The sequence below is a fragment of the Microcoleus sp. Pol1C5 genome (genome assembly GCF_036701115.1).
Lineage (GTDB): Bacteria > Cyanobacteriota > Cyanobacteriia > Cyanobacteriales > Microcoleaceae > Microcoleus.
In genome coordinates this window covers 98046-112753 of the sequence record NZ_JAUBQE010000004.1, presented here as the reverse complement: position 1 = coordinate 112753, position 14708 = coordinate 98046, and the positions used below count along the sequence as shown (strand labels likewise).

The window sequence follows — 14708 nt, the reverse complement described above, 5'->3', positions numbered from 1 at the left end:
TACGCAAAATTTCTTTATGTAGGGATCGATGCATACCGCACCTTACCGCTTTAGTCCGATCGAGTCTTATGAGGACTTTAGTCCTCACTACAAAACCCGACTCGTTATCTCGATCCGATCGCCCCGATCGCACTTTAGGATTGTTCGATCGGTTGTTCGATCGGCAATTCTATGATAAACTCGGCTCCGTGGCCGAGTGCAGACACGCAACTAAGTTTACCACCGTGTTCTTGGACAACTTTGTAGGAAATTGACAAACCTAAACCGGTGCCTTTGTCGGCGGGTTTGGTGGTAAAAAAAGCCTCGAATAACTGCTGGGAAACTTCTTCTGGCATACCGGGGCCGTTGTCAGAAATCCTAATTACAGCATTAGAGTTTTGGACTTCTGTCCTAATTTTAATCTTGCTGCGGTTAGCTTTGACTTCGGCAACTGAACGCCCTTCGTTGTATTCCTCGATCGCGTCGATCGCATTTCCGATCAAATTCATAAATACCTGATTGATTTTGCCGGCATAACACTCAACCAAAGGCAAATTTCCATAGTCCTTAATTACCGCAATTTCGGGATAGTTGCCTCTGGCTTTCAGGCGACTTTGCAGAATCAGCAACGTTCCTTCAATCCCTTCGTGCAGGTTAACTTTGCTCATTTGAGAATCATCTTTGCGGGAGAAATTTCTGAGCGATCGCACGATTTCCCGAATGCGATCGGCCCCAACCTGCATCGAAGACATCGCTTTCGGCAAATCTTCTAACAGAAACTCTAATTCGATATCCTTAATTTTATTTTGAATTGCTGCAGGTGGCTGCGGGCAGTGCTGCTGGTACATATCGAGCAAATTCAGCAAATCTTCTGTGTAGTGACCAACGTGGACGAGATTGCCGCAAACGCTGCTAACGGGATTGTTAATTTCGTGAGCAACACCGGCTACCATTTGACCCAGAGTAGACATTTTCTCAGTGTGAATCAATTGAGCTTGAGTTTGCTGCAATTCGTGCAAAGTATTTTCGAGTTGAAGTTTTTGTTGGGTTAACTCGGTTTGCGATCGCCGCAAAGCTTCTTCACTGCGTTTCTGCTCGGAAATATCAGTAATTAAGCCTTCCAAAGCTATCAATTCTCCGGAGTCGGAAAACACTCCCAAACCTTGCTCCCAAACCCATTTTAATTCGCCATTTTTAGAAGTAATTCGGTAATTTAGCTGATAAGGTCGATTTTCTTGCAACGCAACTTGTACGGCATTCCACAAATTATCGCGATCGTCCGGGTGAGTCAGTTCCGAGAGAGAAATTTGCCGAGTGCCGATAAATTCTTCAGGAGAATAGCCGGCTAACTGATAGCAACCTTCGCTGACAAACTCCATACTGCGATCGGCATCGTTGCGAAAACGGTAGGCCATCCCCGGCAAATTGCTCATTAGCGTCGCCAGGGCCCGCTGGCTTTCCCGTAGGGCTTCTTCGGCGTGTTTGCGATCGGTAATATCCGTCATCACCGCCAGCATACAGAGTTCGCCGTCCAAATTAATCAACTCTGCTGACAGCAAACACACCACCACCGATCCCGACTTCATCCGAAACTCGCATTCCTGATTGCGAACAACACCTTGTTCGTGCAAACTTCGCCTAAAATTAAGTCGGTCTTCAGGTCTTACCCAAATATTTAACCCCGGTACTGTATTCCAGAGCGTTTCTTCTAAATCGTAACCAGTCATCGACAGAAAACTATCATTAACTTCAATAAAACGACCCTCAGCAAAAGTAGTAATAATCATCGGATCTGGACTCGACCGAAAAGCCTTAGAAAACTTTTCTTCCGACAATCTCAACTTTTTAATAGCCTCTTCCAACTGACTTGTCCGCTCTTTAACCCGGCATTCCAATACCTCATTAGCCTGCTTCAGGGCCTCCTCAGCCTGCACCCGATAAGTGATATCGCGCACCACGCCTTGCAGCCCTATTTTGCCGCCGATATCCATAGAAGTTAGCAGCACTTCCGCAGGAAACTCAGAACCATCCAAACGGCAGTGCCTCCAGTCAAAACGGCAATTTCCCGATCGCAGAGCCGTATTAATTCGCTCTTGAGAAAGACTCATAGAATCTTGTCCGTCCGGTTGCAACGGCGGGCTGAACTCCGAAGGATGCTTGCCGCAAAACTCCGACTCAGTGCTGCATCCAAATAACTTTAAAGTCGCCGGATTGCAATCCAAAAAACCCTCTTCGTCTAACAGCATTACCGCATCAGTCGTCGATTCGTACAAAGTGCGAAACTTTTTTTCCGATGCCTGCAAAGAAGCAATCAACTGCATCTTTTCTTCAGCCGCCCGCTTTTGTTCAGTAATATCCTGCATTACTTGAGAAAAGCCTTGCAACTTTCCCCTTTCATCGCGCAAAGGAGTAACAATAATATTCGCCCAAAATCGCGATCCGTCTTTGCGAAGCCGCCAGCCTTCATTTTCGTATCGACCTTCTGCCACCGCCCGGATTAATTTTTCTTTGTGCTTGCCGATTTCAAGATCTTCTTTAGTGAAAAAACACTCCGAATTATTGCCTACTATCTCATGAGCTCTGTATCCCAAAATGCGTTCGGCACCAGAATTCCAGCTAGCTACATACCCATCAGGATCTAACATAAATATAGCATAATCCTTAACGCCTTCGATTATTAAGCGCAGTCGTTCTTCGCTTTCTCGAAGTGCAGATTCTGCTTGCTTGCGCTGGGTGATATCTTCTACAAAACCTTCGTAGTAGAGCAATTTCCCTGCTTCATCGCAGACAGCCCGCGCATTCTCAGCAATCCAAATTATTGTTCCGTCCCGCCGATAAATCTGCGACTCAAAATCGGATACGATGCCCTGTTCTTGCAAAGCAGAAACAAACTGATCGCGGCGATCGGGATTGACGTAAAGCTGATCGCTAATATCAGTCAGACAGGTCATCAGTTCGGCAGCGGAATTGTATCCGTAGATGCGAGCCAAAGCTGGATTAGCGCTGATGTAGCGACCGGACTGGGTTGTTTGAAAAATACCCGACACAGCATTTTCAAACATACTATAATATTTTGCTTCCATTTGGTGCAGTGCCTCCGCGACATTCAGGCATTCTATCGCTTTATTTCCTAATTTTTGATTTCCCACTTGTCAATACCCTGCTCTTGTGTGTGAGTTGAATATTTTGGTCTACCGCCTGTTAAATTTGAGCCATTAGTTAGGCTAAAAGATGGTGTGTCGCAGCCGGAGACGAGTGTGTTTATTCATCTGTCCTACTGGGGTGTTAGTTGTTAGTAGTTGCTGCAGAAAGTTTAGCTGCTCCGGTATTTAGTTGAGGCTTGAGTGGCTGTCACGCTCGCATTGGCATATTGATCGGCTTGCGGTGCGGGTGTTCGAGCAAAACCCGCTCCTGGAAATCTCTCTGAATATATTAGCAGTTGAATACCCTGAAATAAGTTAGTAGCAAGGATGTTGTTACAATTAAAGGCAGCGACTTCTACAACCGCAACAGCCTATTTTTAGGATTTGGGTGAGAGTACGATCGACTCTTCTCCGAGGCAACTAACCCGCATACAAGAGCTAAACGCTCGCTGTCCTTGCTGTCAATCGATTTTAGATCTTAGATTTTAGATTAAAGAATTGACTCCACAGATGAATCTGGGGTTCTCCTAATGTCTAAAATTTTTGCTCTCCACAACTCCTGTCGGAAACTTTTATCGGTCTTTGGCTGCTCTGACTTACTCTTAAGTATTATTGCTGATAGATAATACAGCAGACTGCTGGCAGTTGTACGATATGGAGTTTCTATGTAAAGTTGGCACAACAATAGGGTAATTGTTGTATCAAAAAATTCATATTCTGCTGCTGTGGGGGGAAATTTTCTGTAGCGGTGTTGGCATTTGGGCAAAAATCTGGGTCCGATCGCGCAAAATGTGGTCGGCAAGTCTGGTAAAATCCCGATCGATTCTCGGTTTGGCCGCAAAGCTCGATCGAGCTAAATTTGACTAAAAACTAATAAATGACAGATTCTCCTCTCCTAGCAACGCCAGAGTTATCCCCAGCTTCAACCCAGACGGCGGATTCTCCTGTGTGGCCAGCCCTCCTGCAACAACTATTAGACAGACAATCTCTCTCACGCGCCCAAGCAGCCGACTTGATGCAGGGATGGCTAGCAGAAGCTATTCCCCCCGTCCTCTCAGGAGCAATTTTAGCGGCCATCCAAGCCAAAGGCATCTCTGCCCCAGAATTGGCAGGAATGGCTCAGGTATTGCATTATCAGTCGCTTGCAGGCGAATCGGAGAGCGTTTTAAATCCCAAATCCTCAATCTCCAATCTCAAATTAATTGATACTTGCGGCACCGGCGGCGACGGCGCTTCTACGTTTAACATTTCCACTGCTGTAGCTTTTGTGGCCGCCGCCGGCAAAGTTCGAGTCGCGAAACACGGAAATCGCTCCGCATCAAGCAAAGTGGGTTCTGCTGACGTGTTGGAAGCACTGGGAGTCAACCTCAACGCCGATGCCGCGAAGGTAAAAGCTGCGGTAGACGAAGTAGGCATCACCTTTTTATTTGCGCCTGGGTGGCATCCCGCACTTAAGGCTGTAGCGTCGCTCCGGCGCACTTTGAAGGTGCGGACTATTTTTAACCTATTAGGGCCCCTTGTCAATCCTATGCGCCCTACAGGGCAGGTAATCGGGGTGTTCGATCCTAGTCTGGTATCAACTATTGCTCAAGCTTTGGGCGAGTTGGGAACTGAATTAGCTGTAGTCGTTCACGGCAGAGAAAAATTGGACGAGGCGGGGTTGGGTGATGTGACTGATTTGGCGGTTTTGTCTGATGGCAAAGTCGAACTGACTACTTTAGACCCCCAAAAGGTAGGATTGACACCAAGTGCGATCGGCTCGTTAAAAGGCGGAAATGTTGAGGAAAACGCCGAGATTTTGCGGAACGTTTTGCAAGGCAAAGGTACGCCCGCACAAATGGATGTTGTAGCTTTGAATGCGTCTTTGGCTTTTCAGGTGGGAGGTGCAATTCCTATGGGTTCTCACGCAGCAGGAGTTTCTATGGCTAAGGATATTTTATGGAGCGGCGAATCTTGGTTGAAGTTGCAGCAGTTGATTGAGTTTTTGAAATGAAGGAAGAAGGAAGTTCGGCAACGGATTTTGCAACGGATGTAACGGATGGAAGAAGGAAGTTCGGCAACGGATTTTGCAACGGATGTAACGGATGGAAGAAGGAAGAAGGAAGAAGGAAGAAGGAAGAAGGAAGAAGGAAGAAGGAAGAAGGAATTTTTTGTTTTAACTAACCAACAAGAAAAATTATTGAATTTTCAATTTTTCTTTACTTCTTCCCTCGGACTTCTTCGTTTTTCTTAAGAGCGCGATCGAAATTCAATGACATCTTGCTTAATAGTCACATCTTTATTACCAAAAAAGTCGTGACCCAACAGTCCGATATCTAGGGATGGCGAGACTGCGACAACTACATTGTTAACGGCCAGACCCCCAGCTTCCATAGAAGTCAAGCGACCGAGGGGAAAAGTAGCCACTCCGTTCGGAGTTTGTGCTTGCACTGTTCCCTGGAGAACAACGCCCAAGGCTTTAGCCATTGCTGGTGTAATTACTGTGCCACTAGCTCCAGAATCTACCATCATCTCGAACTTTTGTTTGCCGTTAAACGTGACTTCTATGACCGGGATATTAGCCTCTCGGCGTTTGATTTTTGCCTGAAACACTCCCGACTTTGCAGCCGCCGAAGTGCTGGGAGTCAATTCTTTGGGGAGAAAACCGCAGACTGATTGGCTGAGGTTGACGGTTCGGCCTGACGAGCTCCGCATGAAGCATCCCTCACTTTCTTGAGCCACTGCTCGCGAGGAGTTGGCAACAGTCCCTACTAAAATTGAACTGCTCAGAGAAATAACAGTTGTTACAACCAGTAACGGTTTGCACAGTTTTTGAGAGTTCAGTAGATGCTTGTATAAGTTTGAGAGTAAAGGCAAGGGAGATTTACTAGCCATAGTTTGGTTAAACGCTGTAGCTCGATCGTAACAGCGACAACTGCCTTTTGGTATAGATTTGGTATAGATAGAGAATTTCCGCCCGCCACCTAAGCTGCTGGCAGATAAATTGCTGGCGCGGGGGGAGATGGAAAATTTGCACTTGTTGCAGCTTTTTGATTACCTCTTGCTTCTGCCTCCGGCATAAGTGCCTTGGTTTTCCGAACCCTTGCACAAATTAAAATAATATCTGTACATTGCCGACTAGCATCAAATCCCTGGCAGTGGTAAGAATGAAACCAAACGAAAGTAATTAAGGATGCCATGTCACTTTCAACTGCACAACCCGCTCTCCTAGTCCTGGCTGACGGTACTGCTTACCGCGGCTGGTCGTTTGGCGCTGACGCCACCGTCGTTGGCGAGGTAGTATTTAATACGGGAATGACGGGCTACCAAGAAGTATTGACCGATCCCAGCTATTGCGGTCAAATTGTAACTTTTACTTATCCAGAATTGGGCAATACCGGGGTAAATCTCGAAGACGAAGAATCCTCGCGCCCACAAATTCGAGGTGCGATCGCCCGGAACGTATGCAGCCGCCCCAGCAACTGGCGCTGCTCGCAATCTCTGCAAGACTACCTGAAACAGTACGATATCCCCGGCATTTACGGGATAGACACCCGCGCCCTCACTCGCAAAATTCGCACGGTGGGAGCGATCAACGGTGGCATTTCGACCACGATTCTCGACCAAGCAGAGCTTTTGGAGCTAGTACAGGACGCCCCCAGCATGGACGGGCTGAATCTAGTCCAGGAAGTCACCACTCGCGAGGTTTACGAGTGGTCTGAAGCCACGGACTCGGTTTGGGAGTTCAGTCCTACAGTTAAACCTGCTAACGGCAAAATGTGGACGGTGGTAGCGCTAGACTTTGGGATCAAGCGCAACATCCTGCGGCGTCTGGCGAGTTACGGGTGTCGGGTCATCGTTGTCCCCGCTGACACGTCGCCGGAGGAAATCCTCAAATACAACCCGGACGGCATTTTTCTGTCCAACGGCCCCGGAGATCCGGCGGCGGTAACGGAAGGGATCGCGACTGCGAAAGCTTTGTTAAAGTCGGACAAACCCGTATTCGGCATCTGCATGGGACACCAGATTTTGGGACTTTCCTTGGGTGCAGAAACTTTTAAACTTAAGTTCGGCCATCGGGGATTGAATCATCCAGCGGGTTTAACTGAGCAAGTAGAAATTACTAGCCAAAATCACGGTTTTGCGATCGACCCCGATTCCCTAGCCCCCGAAGTAGAAATTACTCATCTCAATTTGAACGATCGCACCGTAGCAGGATTGAAGCATAAAACTCTGCCACTGTTCTCAGTGCAGTACCACCCAGAAGCCAGTCCGGGTCCGCACGACGCTGACTATTTGTTCGATCGATTCGTGCAGTCAATGCGAGACAATCAGAAAGTAGCCAGCAGTAAATAGTCCGCAGTCAGCAGTCAACCGTTAATGACTGCTGCCTCCAAGAAACTAAAAACCACTGACAAAAAAAACTGTAGACAAAAGACCAAAAAACTCCTATAATGAAGCCTCGACTTTAAGCCATATCTAGCTAGGAGGGTGTCATTCCTGAGTCATTGACCCTGACCGTTAGCCTCAGAGGCACTCGCGAAGTCAGGAATAACTGTCAGTTATTTCGCCTGACGGGCCTGCTGGACGCTTTTTCTGAGGCCACTTTTCGGAAGGTAATAAGCAAATGTATTGACGAGGGCCCAAAACACGTAATTTTGGACTTGTCTCAGATAGACTTTGTGGATAGTTCAGGCTTGGGCGCACTTGTGCAACTTGTCAAAAAAGCCCAAACCTTGGAAGGGACATTGCAAATTGTCTCAAATCCCCGCGTAACTCAGACTGTTAAACTGGTTCGCTTAGAGAAATTTTTGTCTTTGCAGCCTTCGGTTGATGAGGCGGTAAAAAACGTCAAGGATGCTTGACGCCAAAGTGAATTAAATTAGCTATCCGGTTCTCAACGCTGGATAGCAAATTTTTATTTGTGTGCTGGTAAAACAATACCAATTGTCCCAGAAGCTGCGACACGCGCCAGCCGCTATTTCCCCGATGCTTAGAGTTTCGGTGGATGGGCAGTAAAATATGTGTGGCAAAAACGCGGAAAAATGGTATAAAAATTAGAGCATCCCGATTTGGTAAAAAGCCTTTTTTAGGAGTGCCATCGTCGCGCCAAGCTTTGCCTATATATCTCGCTTCGTGATCTGACAGCGAACACTCCTGGGAAAGCTATAATTGCTGAAGTAGCGAAAGACGCAATAAGTAAGTGACTAGAAAAACCAAGCTGTGCGGAAGTTTTATTTAAAAAAGTATGTCGCCGATCGCAGATGACGGACTCAAACTGAGTCTGACGGATATCAGTTTAAATCGAGTGCATCCTGCGAGGGCTACACCAGCAGAAATAGAAAGAATTTCGCCCGCAGCCTGGGCATATTTGGGAGATGCAGTGTACGAACTCTACGTTCGGAGTTCGTACTTAGTCCCACCCAAAAGATTGCAAGCTTATCACGAATTAGTGGTGGGGCAAGTACGAGCCGAAACTCAAGCGCGTCATTTGCGATCGCTCTCTCCTTACTTGAACAGTACAGAATTAGCAATTGTCAAGCGCGGCCGCAATGCTGCAGCGGGCCGTTCTAAACGAGCAGATCCAGAGATATACCAACAAGCCAGCAGCTTAGAAACCTTGGTCGGATATTTGTATCTCACCGATCCCGAAAGATTGACCGAACTTTTGGCACTTTTAGATCTTGAGACTTAAAGGATTTAGCTGTTAAGAGTTGGGCATGGGGAGGGATTAATTAACCATCCTGGCACGGCTAACATAAAACCGCAAAAATGTCGATCGGCAAAACAGGATTTATCAGTTATTAACTAGCAATTTGAACACAGCAAAATCCTTGCTCCCTCGCTAGACAATCTAAAATCTCAAAGCCCCAAGATTGCTCCCTCAATCAAGAATCTCACATCTACAATCTACAATCGATTAGCCTTCAGCCAAAACGTTTTGACCACAAGAAACCAATGAGAAAATTTACCAAACCCAACTTTTCGCGATCAAATTCCGACAGCAAGCCATTCAAAAGCGAAGGTCGCCGTCAGGACTCACAACCATCATCTCCCCGCTTTGAACGCAAGCCCCGTCCCGACACTCGTGGAGTAGACGCGCCTCAAAAGCGATCGACCTTCGCCCCGCAATCGCGAGAAATGCCCGTGAGAGCAATTTTCAAACGGAGAGCCGATTCCGACAGCCAACCATCCCTTCGCAGAAATAATACTTTCCAAGACAGAGACAGCAGCCCGCAGGAATCGAGGGGCAATTATTACCAAGACAGAGACAGAGATAGCAGCCCGCAGCCGGCACGCAACAATTTCCGAGACAGAGACAGAGACAGCAGCCCGCAGCCGGCCCGCAACAATTTCCGAGACAGAGACAGAGACAGCAGCCCGCAGCCGGCCCGCAACAATTTCCGAGACAGAGACAGCAGCCCCCAGGAATCCAGGGGCAATTATTACAAAGACAGAGACAAAGACAATAGCCCGCAGGAATTCCGGGGCAACCATTTCAGAGACAGAGATAAAGACAGAGACACTCGCCCAGTTGACAGTGCCTCAAATACAGTCGTGCAACCAGACGCAGACACAGACGACATGATTTACGGCCGCCATGCGGTGCAAGCAGCTTTAGAAACAAACCAAGTCCTCAACCGGATCTGGGTTGTTCCGCACCTGCGCTACGATCCCCGCTTTCATAGCTTGTTAACCGAAGCCAAGGCCAACGGCAGCATCATTGACGAAGTTGACGATTTGCGCCTCGACTACATCACGCGCAAAGCAAACCACCAAGGCGTAGCCGCTCAAGTATCAGCTTACGAATACCTGGATTTGAGCGAACTGATCGCGAAGGCTAAGTCTGCTTGCGAAGATCCAGTAATTGTGGTAGCAGAAGGACTCAACGACCCGCACAATCTAGGGGCGATCATTCGCACCGCAGAAGCATTGGGATCTCAGGGCATGGTGATTCCGCAGCGGCGGGCTGTTGGGATTACCTCGGCAGTAAGAAAAGTGGCAGCAGGGGCATTGGAAAGCCTGCCCGTGGCGAGGGTTGTCAATCTTAATCGGGCGCTGGAAGAACTCAAAGAGGCTGGATTCTGGATTTATGGCACTGCAGCAGGCGTCGGTCAATCTATAGAGACAGTCAAGTTCTCCGGACCCACTGTTTTAGTGGTGGGTGGTGAAGCTGACGGTTTGAGCCTTTTGATACAGCGCGGATGTGACGGATTAGTTTCAATTCCTTTAAGGGGTAATACTCCTAGCCTTAATGTCTCGGTAGCAACGGGGATGGCTTTATACGAAATTTACCGCCAGCGTGGGCCCAAAAAGTTTCACGTACACGGATCGTAAAGGTGGTTGAAAAAAAGAGCACAACAGAGTAGCTTATTGTGAATGCCGCCGAGAATGGAGTGGCATCACACCTTGAACAAGTAAGGATAGCCGATCGACTGTCGTTACTTGTTTAGGCGAAAGTAGAAGGGGCCTTGCCCCTAGGTTCAAACAGGAATTCGACATCCATCTATTTAAATATCACCTTTAAATAGTTTTGGATCGGTTCTTGGCAGCAGTTAGCCACGTGTAAATAACAAAAGCCTAGGCGTGTTCGCAGCACCCTGAAAACACCGTCAAATACATTAGAAAAGCAGATGAAAGAATTCTTGATTAGCTTGCTCAACTTTTTCGGATTGGCTTGGTGGGTTGAAGTTAAAACTTCAGCGCCGCGGTGCATTTACTATTTTGGCCCGTTCTTAACCCAGGGAGAGGCGGAAGCTGCAAAAGCAGGATATGTAGAAGACATAGAAAATGAAGGGGCAGAAGGTGTTAGTGTTTCGATTCACCGCTGCAAACCAATTACTTTAACTGTTGCAGAAGATTTGGGAAAGCTTGGTGATGGAGGGCTGTGGCCGGTTTTGAGCGGTCAGTAGAAGCAGGGGGAATTTTGAGTTTTGAGAGGGCTACGCTTCCCTCGCAACGCTGTGCGGTTTTGAGTTGTGAGTTATAACTTCAAAACTCTTTAGTGTTGCGTGATAAATTGCTTGTGACAAACTCAAAACTCAACACTCGCAATTGCCAACTGCTTCGGGGTGACTTTCAATCCAGCGATCGATGTCTGCGAGTACCCGATCGGGAATTTCCCAAGGGAACAAGTGGGCTGTATTGGGATAGCACTGCCACTGACAATCGTGGAGGTGGCGGGCGGTTTCTAAACTGGATGCTGAGGTGATGTGCCGATCGCCCTCTCCTGCCAACACCAAGCTGGGACATTGAATGTCGCCCAGGTGGATCAGTCGATCGTATCCAGCCCTCAGAGCGGTATTTAACGCCTTGGTGGCCGTGTGGGAAGTCTTAAGGTAGGCGGGGGTACCTGCCTGTGCTAAGTAGCGGTAAGGGGTGGCGTTATGCTGCTGTATCAAGTAGCGAAAGAGCGATCGCCTAGCAAAAGTATCAATATTCCACTGCCAACCGGGTATCGCCCAATTGATAATTCCGGCTAAACCTGTGTAAAGGTTATCTTGCCAAGAGATGGGAGGGTGACTTCCTCGCGGTTTGGCTGCCGATGCAAGGAGAATCAAACCGGTGACTCGCTGGGGATATTTCATGGCTAATTCCAGCGCTAAAATCCCTCCCAAAGACCATCCGATTACCAAACACCGATCGACTCCTAATCTGTCTAATAGTGCTTCTAAATCGACCAGATGATCGGTCATTTCAAAGAAAGTTGAGGTGCGGCTGTTGCCGTATCCGCGCAAGTCAGGGGCGATCGTTTGGAAGCGTTTTGATAGGTGTTCTGTGAATACCGACATACAATCGCCGGAACCTGGATGGCCGTGCAAGCAGAGAATCGGAAACCCTTTGCCTTTGACGGAAACACTGAGTTTTTGATGCGGCATTTTTTAACTGTTTGGGCGGTGCGTTGTCCCCCGCTATAAATTGTATATTCCAGCGGTTAAAAGCTGGGGTTTTGGACAATGTAATCGGCAATTTTAGAAATAGACTGGCGCATTTGTAGCTCGCCGCTGCGGCTGTCAATCACAGTAATCACATAGGCCTCGTCGTCAATGCTCATCGCTAAAGTTGTGCCGAGCACCCGCGAATTTTGGCCGGTTTTTTCGCCCAACCACTGAGCTTTAGTTCCTTGCAAGGCAGCAAATCCCAGAGCGTGATCGTACTGGCGGTTGAGAGTTTCTATTAATAGTTTAGCACCGGGTGTTTCGCCGTTGTAAATTTGCACCATCATTTCGGTGAGTTCGTTAGCAGTCAGGCGGTTGCGACCAGAACCGGGGTTGGAGGGCATAATTCTTTCCCCCATTAATTTGAAGTTGACGCGGGTGACTTCGTAGCCGCTATTATCTAAATATTGATTGATGTAATCCGATCCCAAATAATCGATTAGTTGATTGGTGGCGATATTGCTGCTGCGATAGATCATTTCTTCTAACAGTAGCTGTAGCGGGTAATTGCGATTGGACCTAATCTTTGCCGATGCGTCTTCGGTGAAATTACCGCGACTGACTAATACTTCCTGGTTCAGACTAATTTTTTCTTTTTCGACTTTTTGCATCAGGGCAACAGCAATCGGCAATTTAATTAAGCTGGCCGGACTGGCAGGAGGCACATCGCCCCGGAGGTTTACGCACTCTCTAGAAAGGTTGCAAACACCGATCGAAGCTTGAGCCGACAAACCGCTTTCCCGGGCAAGCACACCCAAAAAATCAGATTTTGCTTGCTGCACTTGAAAGGTTGCTGCTGTTAAATTTTCCCGGTATTCTTGAGTTTTTGAGGCAGTGAGCGAAGCTAAAAATGAATTTTGAGGAACTTCCTGCAAGTTGTTGAGGGCCTGGTTCCAAAAAAATTGAGTTTGCTGCGAAGATTCGATCGACTGATTTGGCTGCCGTTTAGTTTCTACGGCTCTGTTGGCTAAACGGACTGCTTGCTGTAAGTTGTCGTTAGCCCTCTGTTCTACTAATATTTGAGCTTCCACCGCTTGCAACTGCTGTAGCAGTTGTTCTTGAGGATTGGCGGCGAAGGGAACTAAGCCGGAGAGGATAGTTGGTTCTGGCGAGGGAGAGGAGGGTTGTTCTAATTCGGTGATCAGCCGATCGCGAATTTTGTAGAGTTCGTCTAAGGAACGCGGGTTAGATGACTGAGAGAATGAAGTTGCGATGGTTAACATCTGAACCAGTCCAATGCCGGCTACTACTGCCGCCATCTTGTTGGCGATCGACAAAAAACACCTAATATCTCGCATATTTAACATCCTCAACACCACCACATTCAATATAAGCAGCTATTGTTACATCAGTCAAAGGGTTTTAGATTTTAGATTTTAGATTGAAGAACAAATCTAAAATCTAAAATCTAAAATGGTTTTGATCGCCCCAATGTGGCAAAATAACCAAAATAAAGGGAGCGATCGCACCAAAGCAATCAACCCCCTTTAAATATTGGGAACTATCTACTTTTTGCGCCGCCGTCGCCAGTCAGCACCCAACCGCTTGAGGTAATCCCAGCCGCGTTGGGGCCAGACATGATCGCTACCGATTTTTTCGGCAATCCAGCGAGCTACTTTGGGGCCTGTCCAGTCTCCGCCGTCGGGGGCAGAGCCTTGCAGCGCTTGTCGCAGTTCTTCTTGCTGTTCAGGATTTAGCAAGGATTTCGCAGGAGGGGGCTGGCGGTCTCCGCTGCGGTTTCTCACAGAGTTAGGCCCTTCTCGGTTGTAGCGCTGGACAATTTCTTTGGCGTAGTCGTAGTTGAGGCCTACGACTTGGGCTGCTTGTTTGATAGTCCAATTTCGGGAAACTAACAGCAGCAAGTGCCAGCGGCGCGACTCTGTGGTGTTTTGTGCCTGCCGGTAGCGAATTTTGAGTTCCTCTGCCGTCAGGTGGGATTCTAAGTGAGCTTTAGGTGGCATTCCTCCAACGGGGCATCGGGAACTTCTTACCATATATCTTTGGTTTTGGGGATAATTCCGGATGAAATTATTTTCCTGGGGATCGTTCGGGCAAATAAGTAGCTTTTTTTACCCCAGATGCACGCAGCTAGTCGCACTTGAGGAAGGACTGCTGTTTTTTTGCAGGTGCGCGCAACAGGATACCTCGGCGTGGCGGTGAGCGTTTCGAGCTTTTTTGTGAACCCCAGATTTCTGACAGGCTTTTTGACCTCTGGCACAATGGGCGTGTATGGGAAAAGGTCGATCGCTATTTTCTTCGATCGCACACTCGCCATTAATTCACTCGGATGACTGATAACTTTCAGTAATTTTTGACTAAAAATTTCCCTTCATAATCTGGTTATAATTATTAGGGGATGTGCTGTCATAATCTAATATTATATTTGTCGTAACTTTTTATTTTCAGTTGATTTTTCTGGATAGCCAGGAGGGGAGTAATCTCGTTCAACTCAGCTACAGATGCTTCAAGATATGTCTTTAAAATAAATTATCTCTCACAAAACTGGTACTATATTATTAGTACATATTTAATTTTATCTGAATATATTTGCCGGAATAAAGCAGTAAGAATATAGAAGTAGTGTATTTTATATACATTTTTTTATACCATAAATACTAAGTTTCGTCAAAGATAAGCTGGGTTCTAATATTTTAAAATTTAGATTACA

Annotated in this window: 13 protein-coding genes; 8 read left to right on the top strand and 5 right to left on the bottom strand. The window is 47.3% G+C overall.

Going from position 1 to position 14708, the window contains the following annotated elements:
• Positions 1-134: 134 nt before the first annotated feature.
• Entirely contained in the window at positions 135-3128 is a 2994-nt protein-coding gene (locus tag QUA23_RS03645; RefSeq protein WP_333073280.1) for a PAS domain S-box protein, read from the bottom strand.
• A 687-nt stretch (positions 3129-3815) separates the two neighbouring features.
• Here QUA23_RS03645 and QUA23_RS03640 point away from each other — a divergent pair.
• The 3 genes from QUA23_RS03640 to QUA23_RS03630 are packed head-to-tail and all read left to right on the top strand — an operon-like array spanning position 3816 to position 5355.
• Positions 3816-3989, top strand: coding sequence for a hypothetical protein (locus tag QUA23_RS03640; protein ID WP_333073278.1), 174 nt, complete (start codon positions 3816-3818; stop codon positions 3987-3989).
• Between the two features lie 10 nt (positions 3990-3999).
• Positions 4000-5115: an anthranilate phosphoribosyltransferase gene (trpD, locus tag QUA23_RS03635; RefSeq protein WP_333073276.1), complete on the top strand. Its 1116-nt coding sequence runs from the start codon at positions 4000-4002 to the stop codon at positions 5113-5115.
• Between the two features lie 45 nt (positions 5116-5160).
• The gene (locus QUA23_RS03630) at positions 5161-5355 is read left to right on the top strand and encodes a hypothetical protein (protein WP_333073275.1); all 195 of its coding nucleotides are present in this window, start codon (positions 5161-5163) and stop codon (positions 5353-5355) included.
• On the opposite strand, the gene QUA23_RS03625 is transcribed toward QUA23_RS03630, so the two are convergent.
• The gene (locus tag QUA23_RS03625; protein WP_333073274.1) at positions 5352-5996 is read right to left on the bottom strand and encodes a retropepsin-like aspartic protease; all 645 of its coding nucleotides are present in this window, start codon (positions 5994-5996) and stop codon (positions 5352-5354) included. The genes QUA23_RS03630 and QUA23_RS03625 overlap by 4 nt on opposite strands.
• Positions 5997-6299: 303 nt before the next feature.
• Between QUA23_RS03625 and carA the strand changes: the two genes are divergently transcribed.
• The 5 genes from carA (at position 6300) to QUA23_RS03600 (ending at position 11014) form a co-directional block, all read left to right on the top strand.
• The gene (carA, locus tag QUA23_RS03620) at positions 6300-7457 is read left to right on the top strand and encodes a glutamine-hydrolyzing carbamoyl-phosphate synthase small subunit (RefSeq protein WP_333058866.1); all 1158 of its coding nucleotides are present in this window, start codon (positions 6300-6302) and stop codon (positions 7455-7457) included.
• A 152-nt stretch (positions 7458-7609) separates the two neighbouring features.
• On the top strand, positions 7610-7966 hold the full coding sequence (locus QUA23_RS03615; RefSeq protein WP_015176627.1) for an STAS domain-containing protein: 357 nt from the start codon (positions 7610-7612) through the stop codon (positions 7964-7966).
• 383 nt (positions 7967-8349) lie between these two features.
• Positions 8350-8796, top strand: coding sequence for a Mini-ribonuclease 3 (locus QUA23_RS03610; protein WP_190662113.1), 447 nt, complete (start codon positions 8350-8352; stop codon positions 8794-8796).
• Positions 8797-9059: 263 nt separating this feature from the next.
• Positions 9060-10439 carry a 23S rRNA (guanosine(2251)-2'-O)-methyltransferase RlmB gene (gene rlmB, locus QUA23_RS03605; RefSeq protein WP_333073271.1) on the top strand — a complete coding sequence of 460 codons (1380 nt, stop codon included), beginning with the start codon at positions 9060-9062 and terminating at the stop codon, positions 10437-10439.
• 296 nt (positions 10440-10735) lie between these two features.
• The gene (locus tag QUA23_RS03600; protein WP_333073268.1) at positions 10736-11014 is read left to right on the top strand and encodes a DUF1816 domain-containing protein; all 279 of its coding nucleotides are present in this window, start codon (positions 10736-10738) and stop codon (positions 11012-11014) included.
• Between the two features lie 129 nt (positions 11015-11143).
• Here the strand turns inward: QUA23_RS03600 and QUA23_RS03595 are convergent, their stop codons facing one another.
• The 3 genes from QUA23_RS03595 to QUA23_RS03585 all read right to left on the bottom strand — a co-directional run bounded on the left by QUA23_RS03595 (position 11144) and on the right by QUA23_RS03585 (position 14001).
• The gene (locus QUA23_RS03595; protein WP_333073266.1) at positions 11144-11980 is read right to left on the bottom strand and encodes an alpha/beta hydrolase; all 837 of its coding nucleotides are present in this window, start codon (positions 11978-11980) and stop codon (positions 11144-11146) included.
• Between the two features lie 56 nt (positions 11981-12036).
• A complete protein-coding gene (locus tag QUA23_RS03590; protein WP_333073265.1) occupies positions 12037-13338 on the bottom strand; it encodes a serine hydrolase in 1302 nt (433 codons plus the stop codon).
• A 207-nt stretch (positions 13339-13545) separates the two neighbouring features.
• Positions 13546-14001: a helix-turn-helix domain-containing protein gene (locus QUA23_RS03585; RefSeq protein ID WP_333073429.1), complete on the bottom strand. Its 456-nt coding sequence runs from the start codon at positions 13999-14001 to the stop codon at positions 13546-13548.
• Between the last annotated feature and the right edge of the window lie 707 nt (positions 14002-14708).

What these genes read in the sequence shown, in the direction of transcription:
- trpD (WP_333073276.1), top strand. Translation starts at nt 4,000, where the DNA reads ATGACAGATTCTCCTCTCCTAGCAACGCCAGAGTTATCCCCAGCTTCA.
- QUA23_RS03630 (WP_333073275.1), top strand. Translation starts at nt 5,161, where the DNA reads ATGGAAGAAGGAAGTTCGGCAACGGATTTTGCAACGGATGTAACGGAT.
- QUA23_RS03625 (WP_333073274.1), bottom strand. Translation starts at nt 5,996, where the DNA reads ATGGCTAGTAAATCTCCCTTGCCTTTACTCTCAAACTTATACAAGCAT.
- carA (WP_333058866.1), top strand. Translation starts at nt 6,300, where the DNA reads ATGTCACTTTCAACTGCACAACCCGCTCTCCTAGTCCTGGCTGACGGT.
- QUA23_RS03610 (WP_190662113.1), top strand. Translation starts at nt 8,350, where the DNA reads ATGTCGCCGATCGCAGATGACGGACTCAAACTGAGTCTGACGGATATC.
- rlmB (WP_333073271.1), top strand. Translation starts at nt 9,060, where the DNA reads ATGAGAAAATTTACCAAACCCAACTTTTCGCGATCAAATTCCGACAGC.
- QUA23_RS03600 (WP_333073268.1), top strand. Translation starts at nt 10,736, where the DNA reads ATGAAAGAATTCTTGATTAGCTTGCTCAACTTTTTCGGATTGGCTTGG.
- QUA23_RS03595 (WP_333073266.1), bottom strand. Translation starts at nt 11,980, where the DNA reads ATGCCGCATCAAAAACTCAGTGTTTCCGTCAAAGGCAAAGGGTTTCCG.
- QUA23_RS03590 (WP_333073265.1), bottom strand. Translation starts at nt 13,338, where the DNA reads ATGCGAGATATTAGGTGTTTTTTGTCGATCGCCAACAAGATGGCGGCA.
- QUA23_RS03585 (WP_333073429.1), bottom strand. Translation starts at nt 14,001, where the DNA reads ATGCCACCTAAAGCTCACTTAGAATCCCACCTGACGGCAGAGGAACTC.